The 20,401-nt window shown below is 42.6% G+C and carries 16 protein-coding genes and 2 pseudogenes; 5 read left to right on the forward strand and 13 right to left on the reverse strand.

The annotated features are described in order from the left end of the window. Positions 1 to 28 precede the first annotated feature (28 nt). The 5 genes from AC6I7V_RS20135 to potE all read right to left on the reverse strand — a co-directional run bounded on the left by AC6I7V_RS20135 (position 29) and on the right by potE (position 4,779). Positions 29 to 721 carry a cation efflux transmembrane domain-containing protein gene (locus AC6I7V_RS20135; RefSeq protein WP_498012526.1) on the reverse strand — a complete coding sequence of 231 codons (693 nt, stop codon included), beginning with the start codon at positions 719 to 721 and terminating at the stop codon, positions 29 to 31. Continuing rightward, entirely contained in the window at positions 722 to 970 is a 249-nt protein-coding gene (locus AC6I7V_RS20140) for a hypothetical protein (protein WP_498012527.1), read from the reverse strand. Continuing rightward, positions 960 to 2,300 carry an amino acid permease gene (locus AC6I7V_RS20145; RefSeq protein WP_498012528.1) on the reverse strand — a complete coding sequence of 447 codons (1,341 nt, stop codon included), beginning with the start codon at positions 2,298 to 2,300 and terminating at the stop codon, positions 960 to 962. The genes AC6I7V_RS20140 and AC6I7V_RS20145 overlap by 11 nt, the downstream gene beginning before the upstream one ends. 221 nt (positions 2,301 to 2,521) lie before the next feature. Continuing rightward, complete coding sequence (locus AC6I7V_RS20150) at positions 2,522 to 3,400, reverse strand: transporter substrate-binding domain-containing protein (RefSeq protein WP_498012529.1); 879 nt, start codon at positions 3,398 to 3,400, stop codon at positions 2,522 to 2,524. A 50-nt stretch (positions 3,401 to 3,450) separates the two neighbouring features. Further along, positions 3,451 to 4,779: a putrescine-ornithine antiporter gene (gene potE, locus AC6I7V_RS20155; RefSeq protein ID WP_255233006.1), complete on the reverse strand. Its 1,329-nt coding sequence runs from the start codon at positions 4,777 to 4,779 to the stop codon at positions 3,451 to 3,453. Positions 4,780 to 5,240: 461 nt separating this feature from the next. Here potE and AC6I7V_RS20160 point away from each other — a divergent pair, with 461 nt between their 5' ends. The 3 genes from AC6I7V_RS20160 (at position 5,241) to AC6I7V_RS20170 (ending at position 11,090) form a co-directional block, all read left to right on the forward strand. Beyond that, entirely contained in the window at positions 5,241 to 7,535 is a 2,295-nt protein-coding gene (locus tag AC6I7V_RS20160; RefSeq protein ID WP_498012530.1) for an Orn/Lys/Arg family decarboxylase, read from the forward strand. Positions 7,536 to 7,617: 82 nt separating this feature from the next. Beyond that, complete coding sequence (gene adiA, locus AC6I7V_RS20165; RefSeq protein ID WP_498012531.1) at positions 7,618 to 9,918, forward strand: arginine decarboxylase; 2,301 nt, start codon at positions 7,618 to 7,620, stop codon at positions 9,916 to 9,918. Positions 9,919 to 10,076: 158 nt separating this feature from the next. Beyond that, the gene (locus AC6I7V_RS20170; protein ID WP_498012532.1) at positions 10,077 to 11,090 is read left to right on the forward strand and encodes a porin; all 1,014 of its coding nucleotides are present in this window, start codon (positions 10,077 to 10,079) and stop codon (positions 11,088 to 11,090) included. A gap of 188 nt (positions 11,091 to 11,278) precedes the next feature. On the opposite strand, the pseudogene AC6I7V_RS20175 reads toward AC6I7V_RS20170, so the two are convergent. Continuing rightward, positions 11,279 to 11,404, reverse strand: a pseudogene (locus tag AC6I7V_RS20175) (carboxymuconolactone decarboxylase family protein); the annotation flags it as partial. A 219-nt stretch (positions 11,405 to 11,623) separates the two neighbouring features. Between AC6I7V_RS20175 and AC6I7V_RS20180 the strand changes: the two are divergent. Then, complete coding sequence (locus AC6I7V_RS20180) at positions 11,624 to 14,032, forward strand: ATP-binding protein (protein WP_498012533.1); 2,409 nt, start codon at positions 11,624 to 11,626, stop codon at positions 14,030 to 14,032. A gap of 394 nt (positions 14,033 to 14,426) precedes the next feature. On the opposite strand, the gene AC6I7V_RS20185 is transcribed toward AC6I7V_RS20180, so the two are convergent. From AC6I7V_RS20185 to AC6I7V_RS20215, 7 genes and pseudogenes are all read right to left on the reverse strand, one after another. Beyond that, the gene (locus AC6I7V_RS20185) at positions 14,427 to 14,987 is read right to left on the reverse strand and encodes a molecular chaperone TorD family protein (RefSeq protein WP_498012534.1); all 561 of its coding nucleotides are present in this window, start codon (positions 14,985 to 14,987) and stop codon (positions 14,427 to 14,429) included. Beyond that, positions 14,987 to 15,751 (reverse strand): DUF362 domain-containing protein, encoded by a 765-nt coding sequence (locus tag AC6I7V_RS20190; RefSeq protein ID WP_498012535.1) that lies wholly within the window; start codon positions 15,749 to 15,751, stop codon positions 14,987 to 14,989. Before AC6I7V_RS20190 ends, AC6I7V_RS20185 begins: the two co-directional genes overlap by 1 nt. A 42-nt stretch (positions 15,752 to 15,793) precedes the next feature. Continuing rightward, entirely contained in the window at positions 15,794 to 16,594 is an 801-nt protein-coding gene (locus tag AC6I7V_RS20195; RefSeq protein WP_498012536.1) for a dimethyl sulfoxide reductase anchor subunit family protein, read from the reverse strand. Between the two features lie 4 nt (positions 16,595 to 16,598). Then, a pseudogene (locus AC6I7V_RS20200) lies at positions 16,599 to 17,084 on the reverse strand (4Fe-4S dicluster domain-containing protein); the annotation flags it as partial. 10 nt (positions 17,085 to 17,094) lie between these two features. Next, complete coding sequence (locus tag AC6I7V_RS20205) at positions 17,095 to 18,096, reverse strand: IS3 family transposase (protein WP_498012537.1); 1,002 nt, start codon at positions 18,094 to 18,096, stop codon at positions 17,095 to 17,097. Positions 18,097 to 18,326: 230 nt separating this feature from the next. Next, the gene (locus AC6I7V_RS20210) at positions 18,327 to 18,881 is read right to left on the reverse strand and encodes a pilus assembly FimT family protein (RefSeq protein ID WP_276538449.1); all 555 of its coding nucleotides are present in this window, start codon (positions 18,879 to 18,881) and stop codon (positions 18,327 to 18,329) included. Positions 18,882 to 19,127: 246 nt separating this feature from the next. Continuing rightward, a complete protein-coding gene (locus AC6I7V_RS20215) occupies positions 19,128 to 19,982 on the reverse strand; it encodes a LysR family transcriptional regulator (protein WP_498012538.1) in 855 nt (284 codons plus the stop codon). Positions 19,983 to 20,077: 95 nt separating this feature from the next. Here AC6I7V_RS20215 and AC6I7V_RS20220 point away from each other — a divergent pair, with 95 nt between their 5' ends. Beyond that, positions 20,078 to 20,248 (forward strand): hypothetical protein, encoded by a 171-nt coding sequence (locus tag AC6I7V_RS20220; RefSeq protein ID WP_498012539.1) that lies wholly within the window; start codon positions 20,078 to 20,080, stop codon positions 20,246 to 20,248. Positions 20,249 to 20,401: the final 153 nt, after the last annotated feature.

Consider the following 20,401-nt stretch of genomic DNA (forward strand, 5'->3'; position numbering starts at 1 on the left):
GTTATCTAATTTGCTATCAAGCCTATGACTATGCCCAGTAGCGGTCATGGGTGAAACAAACACCTAACCAAAGGTTATCACTCAATGGGTTAAGACAGCGTTCTATCTCTTGTCGGATTTGATCTTGCTGCTGAATATCAAGATCACACTTCGAATCTCCGACAATAAACGTCACATCAACACTCAACTGGCGGCCTGTTTTGGTCGTTCTAGCTACGTAATCGGTGAAACCGTATTGAGATACAAATGGTTGTAAGGCATGTTCAATATCCTTCTGAAGGGTCTCGTCTGGAGCCATAACCAGAAGCTCTTTGATACTTGTCAGCAGCCTGTTGATCGGTACCTTGATAAAGTACAGCGTTGCAACAATCACTGAAACCGGATCGACATAACGCGCGAAATCTCGCAGTGTTTCAATTTGGTTCATCCAATAACTGGCCATAAAAGAGAAAACAACCAATACACTAAAAATGGCATCAACCATCCACTGTTCACATTCAGCTTGAATTAAGTCATTTTGGTTTCTTCCGACGAATTTCAGAAAACACCAGCTACAGGTACAAATCAGCGCAGTAATTAATCCATAGTAAACACCAGAAAAAGCGTTAGCACTTTCAGCTCCACCATTTTGAAGTACCAAAATGGCACTGACGAATCCGTACAAACAAATAGAGATGATCACCAAGGATTTAACCATGTTAACTAAGGGTTCAACCGCCATTTACCCCATATGAAACCGGCTATTACGTATGTTTTTAGCGTCGAAGCTGTCATCCTTACTGATAATAGCTAAAGCGTACATAGTCATCATCGAAAGCAGAATAGAAACACCTGAGTAGATGGCATCAAAAAGAATAATGCCTGATTGAATGACCAAACCCCATGTGACTCCCACTAGAGTATAAATGGTTCCCATAGCGATAGAAAACTGAATAAGTCGACGCTCTTTATTGTGAACTTTAGTCGGCATCTTTGAGTCCATGATGCTCTTTTTCAACGATCAACCACACTGGAACAGCTAGCATAAGCAGAAGTAAGCTCCACATACCGGCAGTAGGACCGCTTCCATAAATAGTTGCAACAGCGAAAATAAATGCCACCGTACCAACAGGTACATAATGCTTAATATTGAGGACGCGAGAAAGTTTGTCTCGCTTGACAAATAAGATCCCTTCAACTAAGCAGCAAAATACGTAAGGAATCATTGCGGCGTCCGTTGATAGATCCACGATGAGGTTATAGAACGTTGCCATCGCTTTACCACCAGAAACGTCGATCACCAACAATAGGCTAGCTAGAGTGGCAGAAATCAAAATGCCATACATAGGAGAACCTGCTTTGTTCGCTTTAGCAAACACTTTAGGCATGGCTCCGTCTCTAGCAGCTGCCATCGGAACTTGTCCCATAAGTAGCGTCCAGCCATTTATCGCACCAAGAGAAGAAATCACTGCAGCAATAGAAATTATTTTTGAAGCGGTTGCTCCCCACATCGCATAGGCAGCATCGGCAAAGGGTGCACTTGAATGAATAAGCACTTCTCTTGGGAGTACTCCTAACACAACCGTTGTGCCCAAAATGTATACCAGAGATGAAACGATAGTACCTAGAATAGTTGCTCTTGGGATCGTTTTGTCAGCGTTTTCCACATCACCCGCAGGAACAGTCGCAGATTCTATACCAAGGAATGCGAACATTGTTAATGGCGCAGTGGCAGCAAGAGCACTGAAGAAGGGTTTGTCACTTGGGTTTAATACTGCAAAGTGACTCCAATCAACCCAAAAAAGACCAAAAACACTAATCCCAATAAATGGAATCAGTTTTGTATAGACAGTAGCAGCTTGAAATAAGCCAGCTTCTTTTACACCTTTAATGTTAATGGCGGCAATCAGCCAAATAGAACCTAGGCCGATAAGCACATTGATACCAGTGATTCCATTTAACGCGGGAAAAAGACTATTCATATAACCAACTAGTCCTGCAGCCATGGCAGGCAGTGATGCCCAGATAGAAATCCAATAGCCCCAAGCAACTAGAAAGCCCGTGAAACGACCAAAGCCAAGGCGAGTGTATGCATAAGGCCCCCCTGTCGCAGGTGCAATTCGCGCTAGGCGGGCAAAAACCATACCCAAACAAACGGCAGCAAATGCCATTAATCCCCAACCAATTATGGCAACGGTACCATAAGGCGCTAAGGCAGCAGGTGCGATAAAGAAACCTGAACCGATCATATTACCGATAATTAAAGCGGTACAGGTCCACAGTCCTAGAGACTTAGTTTTGGTAGGTGTTGATGCTGTCATTGTCGTGTTTGTTTGATAAGTAATTGAATAAACGATTGGTTCAGAATTGATGCTACATTGAACGCCAAGGAGTTTTAGATAAAAAATACGGCGAATTCTGTACAATAATAAACCAATAGTAAAAATAACTTCAGCGCACTTTGCGTGCTGTGCATGAGTGCGCCGGAGGATTCATTCGCCCCAATCCAAAACAGGAACTTTGGGGCGAATTAGGCTATCCATTACTTCAGCGAGAAGTATTTGATAGCTTCTAGGCTGTCATCGTTTTGATGACCAAAGTAGCGTTGAAACACTTCAGTAAATTCATTACTGTTGTAGGCATCGCTTAGCGCTTTGTCCACGGCAAATCTAAAATCATCGTTGTTACGAGGAACAGCAAGTGAAAGCAGAGCTGTGTCATAAACTCGACCAGACAACTCTAGGTTGGTGAATCCACTCTTGTTTAATTCACTGCTTAAAGAGCTTAGCTCACCGAAATAGGCGTCTGCTTCGCCTGAGTTGACCATCTCAAGTCCCTGCTCATGAGTGTCGACAACAACAACATCAGAAATGACACCAAGATGCTTAACTTGGTCTCTAACCCAAGCTTCGGTAACAGTATCTTTATGTACAACATAAGTATGATTTGCTAAACCGCGGTTAATCGTAGCGCGCCACTTAGGGCCACTGTGAGCGGGTTTTCCTTCTAGTACGCGTTTAAGATCATGCGATGCATCTTGACGCAGGATGGCACTGATACCACCTTGGAATACAGGAATAGTAAAGCTCGCTTGCTGGCGTCTCTCTGCTGTTGGGATAACCGCACTACACAACACATCAATTTCGTTATTAGCAAGCTTCTGCATGCCATCACTGACTGTCATTGGGACAAAGTTAACTTTGTTTCCATCGACATCCATTGAATGTGCAATAGCTTGACACAATTCAATGGTGTAACCATCGGCGTGACCAGTTACAGAATTAAGTGATGAAAATGGTGCTTCATCTTGAATGTAACCAAAAGTGAGATTGCTATCGTCAGCAAGTGCTACGTTTGTGGCTGCTGAAAGTACGACAGATAAAGTCAGCGCACTTTTTGTTAATGATGTTTTATTAAACATATCTACGTTCCTAATCTTTTATATAAATCGTATTGTCGCAATACAGATAATTAAACATTTGACTTAGTAGAGTCGCCGTCAACAAATCGGTAAGCGATGAAGCCATAAAGTAGGTAAGACACCATCATGACAACCATTCCACCGAATACGGCTTCCATACCTGAGGCATACAAAGCGTAAGCACTATAGGCAATTGCGATTAACATGCAGATGATGTTTAGTGTATAAGCCTTACCGGTCACGTTTGCTTTTTTCATGACAATAACAAGTGCAGAAATCGATGTGATGTAAGGAACAATGTTCGTCACGGCTGCTAGGTCGACAAGTTTGCCAAACTGGGCTGCCGCATCGGGAGACATGGTAGAAACTGCAAATAGAGTTTGAATAACACCTGCGATGATCATACCAGCCACAGGCGCACCCATTTTATTAAGTTTCGCAAACACTTTAGGGAACATGCGGAAGTCTGCAGTGAATTTCGCAGTTTCTGCTAGCGTGAACTGCCAGCCTAGTAGTGAACCTACACACGCAATTACCGCTAACGCCATGATAATTTTACCAATAAATGGGTTAAACATTTGAGCGTATACATAAGCAAATGGCGCACTAGAGTTTGCAAGCTCTGTGTCTGGCACGATACCGAAGATCACTGACGTAGATAAAATATAAATTGCTGCGGCACCTAGCGTCCCCAACAAACACGCTAATGGAACATTTTTCTTTGGATTCTCTACAGCGTCTGAGTTTTGAGCCGCAGACTCCATACCTAGGAAAGCCCAAAGGGTAAGTGGAATACTCTGTGCGATTGCGTCTGAAAACTCTAGGTTATGTGGGTTCCAAGCTTGTGCAAATGTATCCGCAGAGAACCAGAACCATCCAATAATACCCAAACCTGCTACTGGAATAATTACGCCCCATACTGTAACAGCACCGATTTTACCTGTAAGACGAGCACCACCAAAGTTTGCAACGATAGTTAGCCAAATAAGACCGACTACACCGACAAATAGCGGTGTGGCACCTGTACCCAACCAGGGAATAAAGGGCGTTAAATAACCGACCGCAGAAATAGCGATGGCTACGTTACCAATCGCAAGCGATAGGTAATAGAGGAATGACGCCATAAAAAAGCTTGATTTGCCATGCGCTTCTTCTGAATAAGCTGACATACCACCAGAACGGTTACAAAACACACCAAGTTGAGCAAAAGAGTAAGCAATTGCCATTGACCCTACCGCTGTTATTACCCATGAAAGTAATGATACTGCACCGATTTGTGCCATGGATGATGGAAGCATAATAATGCCTGAGCCCATCATGTTTACTGCAACTAACGTCGTTAGCCCAGCAAGCGTCATCTTTTTATTAGAATCAGCCATTGGAAGCTCCTAGAAAAAATTAAAATTAATTTCCTATAAAAAGGAAATGAAGAAATAAAAGTTAAAATGAACATTTTCACTAAATGTTTTAGTGATATACATTCATTTATAGATAACGTCACTCAGTAATTTACAGAATCATTTATAAAATAGACCCTAAATTAAAATAACAATTCTCAATATTACTAGAATGCTAAACTTTGAGCTTTAAGACTAAATAAATATCGTCTTTTTGTGTAATCGCTTTTGATGGACCAAATCATTCAAAAATCGCATTTAGTAAATTTCATTTAAATTACCACCAACAAAACTTAGCTTAAATCGTTGTTTTTATGAGATTTAAATTTTCACCACCCCCCGATTGATGGATCAAGCCATCTAAAAGCGAGTGGTGTTCTAATTTCAAAAACAACATAATCCAGCCAATCAATTGAAATATACAAACATACTTAGGAGTCAAAGTGAGCAAGTCAATACACTCATTACCAGATAGACTAGCTGCTAAATTTCCAGTACTTTTGGTAGCCGAATCAAGCAACAATAATGCAAACGAAAAATGCATTAATTCTATTACTTCTCATTTAGTTGAAGACAACATTAATATTGAAGTTTGTAGAACATTAAATGAATTTTCTACATTCGTATCTTCAAGTCCTGCATTTAGCGCTGTAATCATCAGTTGGCATTTATGCCAGACTAACCAAACTGTTGCACTTGAGACGATTCAACTACTGCGTTCAAAATGTGCTGGTATTCCTGTTCTACTGGGCATGTCAAAAGAGCATACTTCGACTATTCCGCTAGAATTCGTAGAGGCAATGGATGGGGTCATCTATGTGCCTGAAGACAGCCCAAAATTTATTGCTGGCCGTATCAAAGCTGCTGCACAGCGTTATTTAGACACCATCTTGCCACCTTTCTTTGGCGCAATGGTCAACTTTGATGACTCTCACGAATACTCTTGGCATACCCCGGGACATACCGGTGGCACAGCATTTATGAAAACACCTGTTGGCAAAGCATTTGTCGATTTTTATGGTGAGCAGATGCTGCGTTCTGACTTGTCGATTTCAGTTGGAGAGCTTGGCTCACTTAATGATCACAACGGACCCGTTGCAGAAGCAGAAAAAAATGCAGCACGTGTGTTCGGTGCAGACCACACATACTTCTCTGTGGGTGGCAGCTCATCAAGTAACGAGATCATTCTTCACTCAGCAGTTGCCGATGGCGATACCGTACTTGTTGATCGTAACTGTCACAAATCGCTTAACTACGCGTTAAATATGTCAGGGGCTATGCCTATTTACATGGTACCTAAGCGAAATGCGCGAGGTTTAATCGGCCCAGTTCCTTCTCGTCAAATGACACAAGAAGCCATTGAGCAGAAGATGGAAGAGAGCCCACTCGTTGTCGATAAACAAACAATGCCTGTCCTTGCAGCATTAACAAACTCAACCTACGACGGCTTGTGCTACAACGTTGAGACGACCACACGTATTCTGAGCAACTCGGTACCCCGTATTCACTATGATGAAGCTTGGTACGCTTATGCACGTTTTAATAACCTCTATGAAGGCCGTTACGGCATGCATCGTGGTGAACGTCATCCTGATGATGCAACGATCTCTGTCACGCATTCAACGCACAAGCTTCTTGCGGCCCTGTCCCAAGCTTCGATGATTCATCTGCGTTCAGGCAAAGTACCCGTTGAACCAGCGCTGTTTAACGAAGCGTTTATGATGCACACGTCAACGTCACCCCAATACAGCATCATCGCATCGACAGACGTATCTGCCAAAATGATGGATGATTCAGGTGAATACCTAACAGACGAGTGTATTAGCGAAGCAATCGCATTCCGCAAATCAATCGTCAACATCAAGCAGCAGATCCAAGAGCGTGACGCCAACGATTGGTGGTTTGATATGTGGCAACCAGACCAAATTGACGGTGTTCCATTCACTGAAGTAGATGACGATAAACTTAAGACAGACCCAAGCTGCTGGTGCTTAAAACCAAATGAAAAATGGCATGGTTTTGATGACTTGGGTGAAGACTACTGCATGCTAGACCCAATCAAAGCCACGGTATTAACACCAGGAATGGATATTGATGGACAGCTAGAGCAATCAGGTATTCCAGCAACCTTGGTTTCTTCATTCCTCTCTAGCCGCGGCATCGTCGTTGAAAAGACCGAACCCTATTCGTTCTTAGTTCTGTTCTCGATTGGTGCAACAAAAGGTAAGTGGGGCTCACTGATTTCTGGTCTAGTCGAATTTAAACGTTACTACGATGAGAATGCGCCATTGAGTGTTGTTCTACCTGACTTGGTCGAAGGCAACCCGGATCGTTACACCGACATGGGCATTCAAGATCTCGCTAAGCAGATGCACCAAGCTATTGTCGAAACAGACATGTTAGAGCATATGGACAATGCCTTTACTCAATTACCAGATGTAGTGAAAAGCCCAAGAGAAACCTATGGTCAGCTCGTTAAACGCAACGTAGAAAAAGTCGCCGTTAAAGACATGGTGGGCCGTATCGTGGCAGTTCAAGTTGTGCCATACCCACCAGGTATCCCACTAATGATGCCAGGCGAGAAAGTAGAAGCGAGCAACACTGCAGTCATCGACTACTTACTAGCGCTGCAAGAGTTTGATTCACAGTTCCCAGGTTTCGAGCACGACACACATGGTGTTGAGATTGAGACCAATGAAAAGGGCGAAAGTTACTACAGCTTATATTGCTTGAAATAAGTATTAGGGTGGGCGCTGATGTCGCCCACCGAACAACAGATTAATTAACACGCCCACACGGCGTATTTAGAAAGGTTTACTCATGATTTCAACAGGTTACACCCCAGTAAAAAGTAAAGTTCTTATTATTGATGACAGTTCATCAAATACCAGCATGTTTCGTAATGTTGGCGCTCTTATCCAAGAACTAAACATGCGAGATGTGTTCGTTTCGCACGCCACTTCACTTGAGGATGGCATTGCGACAGCATCTTCAGATGCTTCTATTCACGGTGTGTTCTTAAACTGGGAGCTTCAAGACGGCGCAGACAACCATGCGGCAGCTAAAATGATTCTGGATGAACTATCGCTGCGTCATGAAAACATTCCTGTTTTCCTGATGGCGACACACAGCGATAAAGTCAAAGCGATTGACGAAAACGTAATGAAGAAAACAACAGAGTTTGTTTGGATGCTTCAAGATACAGCGGATTTTATTGCTGGACGTATGATTGCGGCAGTAAAACGCTATCGTGATCAGCTTTTGCCACCGTTCGCATCAGCATTGGCAAAATATTCTCAACGTAAAGAACACTCTTGGTCTGCTCCGGGTCACCAAGGTGGTGTCGCGTTTACTAAATTGCCTGTAGGTCGTGCATTTTTTGATTTTTATGGTGAAAACCTATTCCGTACAGACATGGGTATTGAACGCGGAGAACTAGGGTCGCTACTTGATCACTCTGGCCCAGTTGCAGACAGTGAAAAATACGCTGCAAAAGTATTTGGCGCTGACCGTTCTTACAACGTAGTTGGTGGCACATCGGAATCTAACCGCACAATTATGCAAGCGTGTATGGTTGAAGACGAAGTGGCTATTTGCGACCGTAACTCTCACAAATCTGTCGAGCAAGGCTTAATGCTTACTGGTGCTCGCCCTGTTTATCTGGTTCCAACACGTAACCAATACGGCATCATTGGCCCTGTACCTGCAAGCGATATGTCTGTCGAAAGCATCCAAGATAAGATCAACTCGAGCCCACTTACAAAAGATCTCGACGACAAAAGCGCTGTTTACTCTATCCTCACAAGCTGTACTTATGATGGCCTGTGCTACAACGCTGAAAAAGCTGAACACTTGCTTGGTCAAAGCTCACCACGTGTGCACATGGATGAAGCTTGGTATGGTTACGCACGTTTCAACCCTATTTACGACAAGCACTTCGCAATGCGTGATGAAGCAAAAGGTGATCCAAATGCTCCAACGGTTTTTGCAACGCACTCGACACACAAATTGCTAGCGGCATTGTCTCAAGCATCATATATCCATATGCGCGAAGGCCGTGATTCAATTCCGCATGACCGTTTTAATCAGTCATACATGATGCACGCAACAACATCTCCACTGTACTCGATTGTTGCATCGAATGATATCGCATCTGCAATGATGGACGGGAATGGCGGTAAGTTACTGACTAATGAAGCGATTGAAGAAGCGATTGGCTTCCGTCAAGCTGTCGGACGCATTCACAAACGTCATGAAGCCGACGGCGATTGGTTCTTCAAACCATGGAACGCATCCGTAGTTACTGATAGCGAAACAGGTGAAACGTTCAACTTTGAAGAAGCTCCTCTGGAGCTACTATCAACAGAGCAAAAATGTTGGAGATTAGATCCAAAAGATAAATGGCACGGCTTTAGTGATTTAGAAGATAACTGGGTAATGCTTGACCCGGTTAAAGTGAGCCTATTAACTCCAGGAATGGACGAAGACGGTAACCTATTAGAAACAGGTGTGCCCGCTGAACTATTTACCGCATACGCAGGTCAATTCGGAATTGTTCCTACTCGTACCACTGATTTCCAAGTGATGTTCTTGTTCAGCATCGGTGTGACTCGTGGTAAATGGGCAACATTGGTCAACACAATGCTGACGTTCAAGCGCATGTATGATGAAAATACACCACTTGAACAGGCTATCCCAAGCTTAGTTAAGGAGAATCCAGAGCGCTATGCAGGCCTTGGTTTAAAAGACTTAGGTGACCAAATGTTTGACTTCATTAAGAACGAAGATCCAGGCACATCATTAAATCGTGCGTACTCATCTCTACCAGAGCCAGTACTTACACCACGTGATACCTTCCAACGTCTTGTTAAAGATCAAGTTGAATTGGTTCCCGCTGACAAACTTCATGGCCGAATCGCAGCTAATGCTGTTATGCCATACCCACCAGGTATCCCAATGATGATGTCAGGTGAGAAATTTGATGAGCAAGACAGCCCTCAGATCGACTATTTAGTGAAACTTGGTGAATGGGATAGCCGATTCCCTGGATTTGAACATGAAGTGGAAGGCGCAGAAGTGGAAGACGGAATGTACTGTGTTTTGTGTTTAAAAGAAGATTAACCTGATTTAATTACACGCTTATGAAATGACAAGTTACTTATATTCCAAGTAGCTTGTCATCATATACCTAACTTTATGCTTATTAACTTAAAAGGGGACTTGGGCCTTTTTATTAGCATAATTATATCTATCAAATAAAAATAAGGATTTATTGAACCATGAAGCTTAGATTTTCTGCTTTAGCGGTAGCCACTGTTTTATCTACTTTTAACTCTACTGCTGCAACAGTATATCAAGATGAAAACTCAAGCCTAGATATCGGCGGGCGAGTTGAAGCTCGAGCTAATTTTTCAGAAGCCAATAAAGATAAAGAATCAGATAGCCAATATTCAGATGCGTCTCGTGTACGTCTTAATGTTGTAGGTAAACAACAAGTTAATGATGAACTGGCATTCACCGGAAAGTATGAATTTGAGTTGACTGAATCTGACAATAACGAAACAGATGATGTCGCTATCAACACTCGTTACTTATTTGTAGGTGCAGAAACAAGTCATGGTAACGTGTATTATGGCCACCAGAACAATGCGGTTACTTATTTAACTGACTGGACCGATATGGCAGAAACATTCAGTGGTTACATCAATGAATATATAGTAACAACGTCTGACCGAGCAAAAAATGTGCTTAAGTATGACTTTACGTCTGACAGAATTACGTTTCAATTGAGTGGAAACTTCAATTCAGATAGTGAGTCGGACAATAGCACAGGGGTTGGTGCTGTGTTTGCCTATAGCCTTCCTGTTGGTCTTGATCTTGGTATTGGCTACGCGACAAGTGATGAAACTTACGGTCGTGATTTCGATACGGCGAAATCTGACGCACATATCCTAGCCGCTAAATATGTCAACGATAATGGCCTATGGGCGGCAGTAATGTATCAAGGTGGCCAGATTTCCGAGAATGAAGTTACTGAATCCGATTATCAATCTGCAGACGCTTATGTGGGTTACACATTTGGCAACAATAATGTGAACGTAACCTACAGCTATTTTAATGCTGAAGAGATTGAAGATCTCGACATTAATTTTGTTGGCCTTGAATATGCTCGTTACTTCGATGACGTTACTTTATTTGGAAGTTATAAAATCAACCTACTTGATGAAGGCCAAGGTGGTATCGGTGACAACGATCAAGATGAATTCATGGTTGGCATGAGATATTCATTTTAATTAACGTTATATAATATTATTTTAAAGGTGTTCTTTATACACTGGAACAGCGTAGACTGAACACCTTTCTATACCTAAAGAGCTTCATGATCGGCAAAATCAACAAAGTTCGAAGACAGCCAATTAAAAAGTAACGCCTCAAACAGAGCGCATATCTTTTTAAGTCATCGATAGTACTATTTAAACACTTACGAATAAGTCATCTTCATTGCGAGTACAAATCGATTCCATGCATGAATCATAATGACTTGCATCATCGACTCTGCAAGCAATTCTTCTCCGAGCAAAACTAAACACTGCTGATAAGTCGTTTCCCGAAACCCCGGCATTGAAAATCACTGGCTGAACACCAAAAAGTATCTATCACTCTAATTTAAATACTATTTAACTCATTCAGATCACTCAAATATCACCTATTCTGTGATCCATGTCTGTTTAACCAACCGATTTAGAAGAAATAAAGATGACCGTTTTGTTACCACTGTCTTAAACTTGATAATAAGCAATAAGTTTCACCCATAAGGATATGGTTAATGACAGCACCTGCCGATACTCCATCCACTGTTATACGTAAAACTTTGGTTATAGGAGCTATTGCCGTTGTCGGCTTTTTAGCACTCTTCTTCTATGTCGATCACATCCTCGACCGAACCAAAACACAACTTCGCACACTACAAAATGATATTCTTTCCGCCTCCAACGAAATGCTGACCATGCGCCGCCATGAGAAAGATTTTATGGCGCGTGTCGACAATAAATACATTCAAAGAATGGAGCTAAGTTACCGTTCGATGCAGCAACGTCTCGATGCTATTTCCGAGAAAATCAAAACATATGATATTAACACTCCATACGATAACCAAGTTGCGATGTCGTTAATTGACGAATACCAAACTCAATTCTCCGCCTTATCACTGTCGGTGGTTGCAATCCATGGCCACCATAATAACGGCGGTTTTATGGATAGACTGAAAGACAGCAGTTTGGCATTAGACAGCTCTCTAGTGAAGATTAACGATAAGGAGTTCGATGAGCTTACCTTGTCTTTACAAGATCTGATGTATCAATTCTTCACCGAATTTGATCTGAGTTTGTTGCCACAAATTGAAGTCAATCTAAACCGGTTGCGTAGTAAAATCGTGACGTTAAATATGCCGTCGATAGAACAAAAATTTGATCAGTTCTATCAGGACTTTTTCAATTTACAACAAGCGTTTGAACGATTTGGCTACTCACACAATGAAGGTCAACATGGCGAGATGCGCGCTACAATTCATAATGTCGAATCTCAACTGAAATCGCTGTTCGAAACATTGCCAAATCACATTAATCATATCGTCACGAAGTATGAACAGTATCGCCTTATGGCTTCATTAATCGTGTTTTTTAGCGTTGTAATGATCTTACTTTATGTGACCAGACAGATTTCGATGTTAGAAAAAAATTTGATCGTCTCTCGCGAACATGAAAAGCGCGCCAATCTAGCAAAAAGTGCCTTTTTGGCCAATATGTCTCACGAGATCCGCACTCCTTTGAATGGCATTCTAGGCATGGCAGAAATTTTAAACGACTCTAAGTTGAGCGCTATCCAGAAGGATTACTTGGCGACGATCAATGCTTCGTCACAAACCCTGTTAATGTTGATCAACGATATTTTAGACTTGTCTAAGATTGAGTCTGGTCGTTTGGAAATTTGTCCGCATACCACTGCCATAAAAGAGATCATTTTTGATACCGCTGCGTTGATTGCACCAAAAGCTCAGCAAAAGGGTATCGATCTTCAAATTGAGCTTGCAAAGAATATTCCTGATTACCTGAAAGTCGATGAGCAAAAAGTTCGTCAAACATTGATGAACTTGGCTTCTAATGCCATTAAATTTACCGATAGCGGCTCTATCAAGTTTACTCTTGGTCTAGTGCACCAAACTGACGAATATGTAGTACTGCGCTTTTCAGTCAAAGATAGCGGTATCGGTATTGAAGAGAGTAAGCAGAGCCATATTTTTGAAGACTTTAAACAGGAAAATTCAGACACTTCAAAAGATTACGGAGGTACAGGTTTAGGTTTGGCAATCTGCGCCAAAATGGTCGAGTTAATGGGTGGGAGCATTAAACTTCATTCACGCAAAGGTGAAGGCAGTGAATTTACTTTCGAATTGCAATTCGCTCGCGATCAACAACCTGAGAAGGAAGTGATACAAACGCCGGTGGTTTACCTTTCGCCCCAACCCAACCCACTATTGATGAACGAACTTGAACGATACAATGTTAAGGTGAATGTATTTGGGAGCGTCGAATCTGCACAAGTTACTGAAGATTCTATCATCATTTTTGACCAACCAGAGATCTATCCTAAGTTAAGCGCTCAATTTAACAACCACCCTATTGTCTTTATTCGTGATAACAAACTGCAAACCGATCTAAGCCACCTGGACGTATCTGCGTTTTTGACCAGCCCACTTTTTGGTCACCGTTTGATTAGCACACTGCGCAACTTAAACGAGGATGATCTAAGTCATGATATAACAAGCAATCCCACTCAAGATACGAGTAGGTTTAAGGCCTTGGTAGTGGAAGATAACAAAGTGAATCAAAAAATTGTTGGTATTAACCTTCAGAAAATGTCGATGGATTATGTGATAGCGAATAACGGTCAAGAGGCCATAGACATTTATCGAGCTGACCATCAAAACATCCACCTTATTTTGATGGATTGCATGATGCCTATCGTTGATGGTTTTGATGCCACTCACGCTATTCGCGAATTTGAATCAAAAAATAACCTTGAGCCAATCTACATCATCGCCCTAACAGCATCGGTACTCGATGATGACATTCGTAAATGCTACCAATGCGGCATGGATGACTATTTACCCAAACCATTCCAACGTGATGTATTGCGAGAGAAACTGAACACTCAGATGAAACTCGTGCTCAATTAATCCTTAATAACGCAATTATACAAAGTACATTCTACGTATAAAAAGGTCAGCGATAGCTCGCTGACCAGTCACATGACACTATTTTCACTTGGTTCAGTGAAAGAAACGGTCAATCTATTTTGGTGCTATCACCTTAGCCGCTTCTCGAATGTAGCCCATCATCTTATCTTCACCGTATGGTGGGATGTAAGGGTTCGATGAGAAGTATACGCCTACGAAATCTCTCGTCTTAACCCTAATGAACGTTACGAGATAGTATAAGACCTCGAACTTATGTTTACATTGATCAACGAAGGGTTAGGTTGGGGTTTCTACCCAAAACGGTTCTTTATCTTCACAACGAATATGAGAACAAAATTACTTTGATTGCATATCAAAACTCGCGACCTTCTACTTATCGCTTATCTTTCCAAGCTAAAGTGTTACTCAATAAATTCGTTGCAGCTAATATACTCGGCACATTTGTAGATTCGGTGAGTAGTCGGAGATAATCTTGAACCCAAGGCGTTAAATGACTTTCCTGAAAACGCTCTAAGGTCTTCAGATCATTGGATTGCGCAATATTCGCCATCACCATAAGAATAAGGCCAATATGGTCTACAGGCTCTTTGACTTCGGATTGAAACGCGAACCCCATCGAATCCAGTTCTGCCTGAAGTGCCACCGTTGTTGCACCATAGAGCACTTGCTCTGGATCGGTGTAGACAGAACCCCATGGTGGTGCGGTCAATACTTGCGCCATACCTAAATTTTGCTGCCACTCTTCATCAGTTAACTCATTCATCTCTTGCAGCGCAGCGCATTGCTGCGACTCGTCGATTACCTCTATCCACTCAGGTATCCAGTCTGATTGAAAGAAGTTAGCAATCGATTGGAAGTTATCCGAACTCGGTGGGTAACGAAAAAAAATCGCAAGTATGTTAAGACATTGTGCGAGTCTTTGATGATCGACCATTATTCTCTCATTTCTAATTTAGGTTTATGAAGACAAATAAAACAGACATTCTGTGATGTTTTGGTTGAGTAGAAAGTCTGTTGACATTGGTGGCATTGACACTGAAACAAGTCGATATGTTTCAACTCTTGCTTGGGCTCACCTTGCTCAACTTGAATGGCCTTGGAGTCACACATCTCGTAACACCGGCCACAGTTAGTACACAGATCTTGATTGATAGCCCAACTTTCTCTGTCCCGCAAAATGGCTCCTGTCGGGCAAGCATTTGAGCAAACCCAGCAAGCTTGGCATTTTTCTAAAACAATCCCAACTTGGTAAAATGGCGCCTTTCTCAGATAAGTCGGAGGAAGGCGCAATTGGCTTTTAACGCTTGCTCGCTTAGCAGGGTCGATCGTCGATTTGGCAACGTTCAGGTGTTGGTAACGGCGATAGGTTTTTAGCTCACTAATCGCCGCATATTGCTCGACGGTCATCCGATGGCAAAAAAGGCCCAATAACTCTTTTTTGTAAGCTAGCCAACCATACAGCTCTTGTACCGGCATTGACGCTGACACATAAAGATAACCGTCAAGGATATACCTTATCGGCCCCAAAACGCCTTCAATCGCCCCCACCGGACAGTGAAGTGTGCACTGATTGCAGTGGGTACATTTTTGAGCATCAACTTGCTTAGTATTGAGATCAATCGCACCTACGGGACAATGCCGCAAACAAGTATCGCATCCATTTAGGCACGCAGAAGTGATGACCAGCTCGGTCACCACTCCTAGATCCATGGCATTAATGACATGTCGAATCATGGGCTATTAAAAGCTATAAAATCCAATCCGTAACACTAATTCCGCACAAACAATACCTAGCGCCGAGACAACAAATAGAGCGCGATTCATGTTTTGTTTAGCGGCCATTACTGCAAGCGCAAAGATAGATGCGATCATTACCCCCCAAGCATAGTAAGTATTTGGAACAAACTCAGCAAAGGAGACTTCCGAGCGAATTGGGAACATAATGCCCAGCGCATCCACTTCGGCTTGTAAACCAGCCATCATGTCATACTGTGCGTAGATACGAATAAGCGTCGCAGCCAACAGCAGTCCTACAGGCCATAGGTTAAACTTACCTGAGTTATACAAAGACAGAATCATTGCTGCCAAGCATAAGCCGGTGATCGCCGCTCCGAAAAAGCTGGCAAATGTTGCCCATGACTGCCAAATAGCCACGGTTGCTGCAGTATAGATGTGGCTCATAGCATAAAGGTTTGCGAGACCAAAAATAACGCCTGCAATAATTAGCCATTTATTGAGTTGATCTTTAAAGAACACCCATAAAAACGCCAAACCAAAGCAGCCAACAAATGCAGAGGTAAAGATAATCTCACGGCTTAACCACGAACTAGCAACATGGGTGATCGCATACGGCGCGTTCCAAATATAGCCCAAGTGAGTAAGTGAAATTAATAACCCCAACGTCGCTAACGCACAGATAGCAAACAGAAATACCTTATTTGTTACCAACGTTTGCTGACGATACTGAGAAGCAAACGTCACCGATGAACCGATGGAAAACTGTACAAATAGAGTAAAAACAACAATAGAAATTTCATGCATAATATTAACCCTTCAATGCACCATTGTTTGGTTTAATGACCAGATTTGGCTGAGTTCTATCTGATGAAGGCATTCCCTTCACTTCAGATAGGTGACCATATTTTTCACGTAGCTCTCTAATTGGGCCAAACTTAATCGCATTGAGAGGACAAGTGTCGACGCAGATTGGACGCTTGCCTTCTGAAAGACGGTCAATACACATATCGCACTTACTCATTTGACCCTGCTCATGGTTCATTTGTGGCGCACCGTAAGGACATGACCATGAACAATAACCACAGCCAACACATCGATCGGTATTCACACGCACAATACCATCACCCTCGCGTTTGTGCATGGCTTGAGTCGGGCAGTTTTTAACGCACACGGGCTCTTTGCAATGGTTGCAAGAAATCGACAAGGTGTAAGCATAGACCGTGTTAATCAGAGCACCGTTTTTGTCTTCTTCAAAACCGCCACCTGATACTTCATAAACGCGTCGGAAACGACGGCTGTAGTGGTCAAGTAAAATTGGCCACGGTTTTATAAGTCTGCCAATAGAGCCGTTCCGACTCATTTGGTGTGAGACCACCATTGTACTGATGCGGCCTGATTTGGCTGTAATATCTTATGATGTAGCCAACAATGCTTTTCCAGGCCTCTGTTAAATTCCGATAGCCACTAGCTGGCACCCATTCTGTTTTTAGGCTTCTGAAGAAGCGCTCCATCGGGCTGTTATCCCAACAGTTACCTCTACGTGACAGGCTTTGTTTTATCTGATAACGCCATAAAGTTTGACGGAATTTACGGCTAGTGTAATGCGTGCCTTGATCGCTATGGAACATTACTCCTTTAGGCTTTCCACGGCTTTCATAAGCCATTTTTAAGGCTTTGCTTGTCAACTGGCTATCGGGCGAAAAAGACATCGCCCAACCAATTGGTTTACGAGCAAACAAGTCCAGCACAGCAGCTAGATAAGCCCAGCGGTTGCCAGTCCAGACATAAGTCACATCACCAACCCACACTTGGTTTGGGGCCGTAACCGCGAACTGCCGCTCAAGATGATTCGGGATCTCCACATGCTCGGGAGACTGTTTCTTATATCTGTGCTTCGGTAGCTGTCGACTCACTAATCCAAGCTTTTTCATGATCTTGGTTGCTCGATAGCGACTCAAGTTAATGCCCGCATTAGTTACGATCCCTGCTATCGTCCGAGCTCCTGCGGAGCCATTGCTGGCACTATGAGCCTCTTGAACAAACGCTCGAGTTTGAACCTCCAATGCAGGAATGGCTCTCGGTCGTCGCTTCCAATACTTGTAACTACTTCGATGAATGCCAAAGACGTTGCACAGTGTAGTGATGCTGTAGCTCTGTTTGAGCTGCCTGACCCACTTGTCCATAGCCGATCTGCTCACATTCATAGCTTTGGCCGCTTCATCAACTGAGTACTCTTGGTCAACGACCAGCTGAGCTGCTTCAAGTTTGAATTCTGGGCTGAAAGTTCTTCTCGTACGTTTTGTCATAGTTTCACCTGTTGTGTACGAGGTGCATCTTAACACCTCTAATCAGGTGGCCAAATTCACTATGCCACTACACCCCAAAAGTATATAACCAGATGCGTATTTAGATGATTGTTATCGCTCACATGACAGACAGAGGAAGTGACTAGTCACATTGCGTGCAGAGCCATTCGGCTTTGTGTTGAACACTACACTAACTATCATTTCCAAGAAGTTTCCTGTCACAGGTTTCGCTAGCAACCACTAGCGATCAACTCAACGTTAACATCAGCAACGCCCAACGACCGATCGACGGTAAAATAGTAACTAACGGCACAATTGGTGCCTGCTGAGTGGCCTTTGGGGAAGAGTGCTAATGCATAGGCTTCGGTATCGACGGGTAAGAATTTGTTAAGTTTAATTTGGTCAACTACACAAACCGGGGCCTGACAAATTTCGTTGAACACACTGCTATCTTTATAGGCATTTCCCAGATACACATAATCATTGTCCATTAGGTGCTCGAGTTTGTTGTCCCAGATTTCTTGCGGGTAACCATAGTACGTTTGTATTTGGATACCATTCACATCCGTGATTACCTCGTATTGTTGATCAGTCCCCAAGATGACAGATTTGTAGTACACCCCTTCGACGACAAACTGCAATGTTGCTTTAACACTTTCCATGACGCTAAGTCTTGCACTGTCTTGTAGGTTTAAGAACTTAGGAGCCGCCGTAACACTTAAAATACCCAACAACACAATGACGACAACTAACTCGATAAGAGTGAATCCTCTAGCTTGCTTCATGGTTCTCTTCAATACATCTAAAAGATGCAGAGTTGTACTTTAGCAACAGCCCTAAGTCTAGAACCTACCCCATAAATCAGTAATTTCTGACAAAGGCACAGTTAGTTGTACCGCAGGTCGTGCTGCATTCATCACAGGTCAATATCCGATTCGCTCTGGTATGACAACTGTAGCCATGCCTGGGGGGCGTTGGGTATAAAGCAAGGATCTCCTTCTCTAGATAATTTAGTGATCCCTTTATCAACACTACGTGTATAACGTTGTACTCTTATCCACCAGCCATTGGGCTGCTTTTCCGAGCTTCTGTCTAGTAACTCGATCGACTTGTAACAACCAATCTTTCTCTTCACCCCTAACTTGTAGTTTTCTTAAATCAGAGTGATGACTAATGACGTGATGTGGCAATAAACTCCAGTTGTTATTGATCTTAATTATCTCAATAACCCCCTCCAAATTGTTCACGATAGAGTTAGATCGCGTTAATGGCAGGTTGTAGTGTAAGGGGGAATCTTTCAATAACACTTGGTGGTAGTCTTTTACGTTGTCAAACACGACGTTTGAATCCGATAACAGAGGGTGCGATTGATGAACAGCTATCGCAAATGAAACATAGCCAATCGAGCCAAGCTCTACATTTCTCGGAGGTTGTTGCCCCCAAATCATAAAACCAATATCTGCTTCCTTTTTTTCAACCATATCAGCGACAAGATTATTTTCGACAACGTTTAAATTGAGCTGCGTGAAGGGAAAAAGCACGTAGAACTCTTTTAACACATCGTAAAACTTAGGCGTGAGCAATAATGCATTTACAGCAATGGTCAACGTCTCTTCTACACCCGAGCCAAATGCCTTCATCATATGTTCTATTTGGTAAGCGTCGCTCAACAGACTCACTGAATAGGAGTAAAGTCTGGTTCCCTGTGCAGTTAACTTGGGGGTACGGGAGGAGCGATCAAAGATCACAGTGTCAGTATCGATTTCTAAATTAGCTATTGCGGTACTGACGGCAGATTGTGCTTTTCCTAACTTTCTTGCAGCAGCAGAAAATGAACCACATTCTACACATGTAACCAAGGTTTCTAACTGTTGGAGCGTAAACATTATAACCCATCTGTATTTTAGATATTAACCAACTACATAGTATCATTTTTGTAGATAATAATATGTCATCATAAAAAAACTTAATGGTGTAAATTATGAATAGTCCGCAAAATACTGAAAAATCAACAACTCAAAAAGAACTAGATGACCTAAGAGCACGCCTAAAACAGAACTCTACAGCTATGCAACAAGCTTCTAAAAAGGCCGACTCCACGGAGATAATGTCGGGAGTGATTAAAACTATCGGGACTTTTGAGAAAAGCTGAATTCAAAAGAAAAATAGCCCCTCTAGTACATTGAGAATTTAGTCAGCGAGAGTGTCGCTGACTTATCAATGTCGAGTAGGCACATTCGAACTAAAGGACATAAGTTTGATGGCATGCGGATGGAAAATTAGGGTGATTTATCCCAACTATTCC

The sequence above is a fragment of the Vibrio sp. KUL70 genome, from assembly GCF_059725515.1.

Coding starts and splice junctions, on each gene's coding strand:
- AC6I7V_RS20135 (WP_498012526.1), bottom strand. CDS start 721: ATGGCGGTTGAACCCTTAGTTAACATGGTTAAATCCTTGGTGATCATC.
- AC6I7V_RS20140 (WP_498012527.1), bottom strand. CDS start 970: ATGCCGACTAAAGTTCACAATAAAGAGCGTCGACTTATTCAGTTTTCT.
- AC6I7V_RS20145 (WP_498012528.1), bottom strand. CDS start 2,300: ATGACAGCATCAACACCTACCAAAACTAAGTCTCTAGGACTGTGGACC.
- AC6I7V_RS20150 (WP_498012529.1), bottom strand. CDS start 3,400: ATGTTTAATAAAACATCATTAACAAAAAGTGCGCTGACTTTATCTGTC.
- potE (WP_255233006.1), bottom strand. CDS start 4,779: ATGGCTGATTCTAATAAAAAGATGACGCTTGCTGGGCTAACGACGTTA.
- adiA (WP_498012531.1), top strand. CDS start 7,618: ATGATTTCAACAGGTTACACCCCAGTAAAAAGTAAAGTTCTTATTATT.
- AC6I7V_RS20170 (WP_498012532.1), top strand. CDS start 10,077: ATGAAGCTTAGATTTTCTGCTTTAGCGGTAGCCACTGTTTTATCTACT.
- AC6I7V_RS20180 (WP_498012533.1), top strand. CDS start 11,624: ATGACAGCACCTGCCGATACTCCATCCACTGTTATACGTAAAACTTTG.
- AC6I7V_RS20185 (WP_498012534.1), bottom strand. CDS start 14,987: ATGGTCGATCATCAAAGACTCGCACAATGTCTTAACATACTTGCGATT.
- AC6I7V_RS20195 (WP_498012536.1), bottom strand. CDS start 16,594: ATGCATGAAATTTCTATTGTTGTTTTTACTCTATTTGTACAGTTTTCC.
- AC6I7V_RS20205 (WP_498012537.1), bottom strand. CDS start 18,096: ATGACAAAACGTACGAGAAGAACTTTCAGCCCAGAATTCAAACTTGAA.
- AC6I7V_RS20210 (WP_276538449.1), bottom strand. CDS start 18,881: ATGAAGCAAGCTAGAGGATTCACTCTTATCGAGTTAGTTGTCGTCATT.
- AC6I7V_RS20215 (WP_498012538.1), bottom strand. CDS start 19,982: ATGTTTACGCTCCAACAGTTAGAAACCTTGGTTACATGTGTAGAATGT.
- AC6I7V_RS20220 (WP_498012539.1), top strand. CDS start 20,078: ATGAATAGTCCGCAAAATACTGAAAAATCAACAACTCAAAAAGAACTA.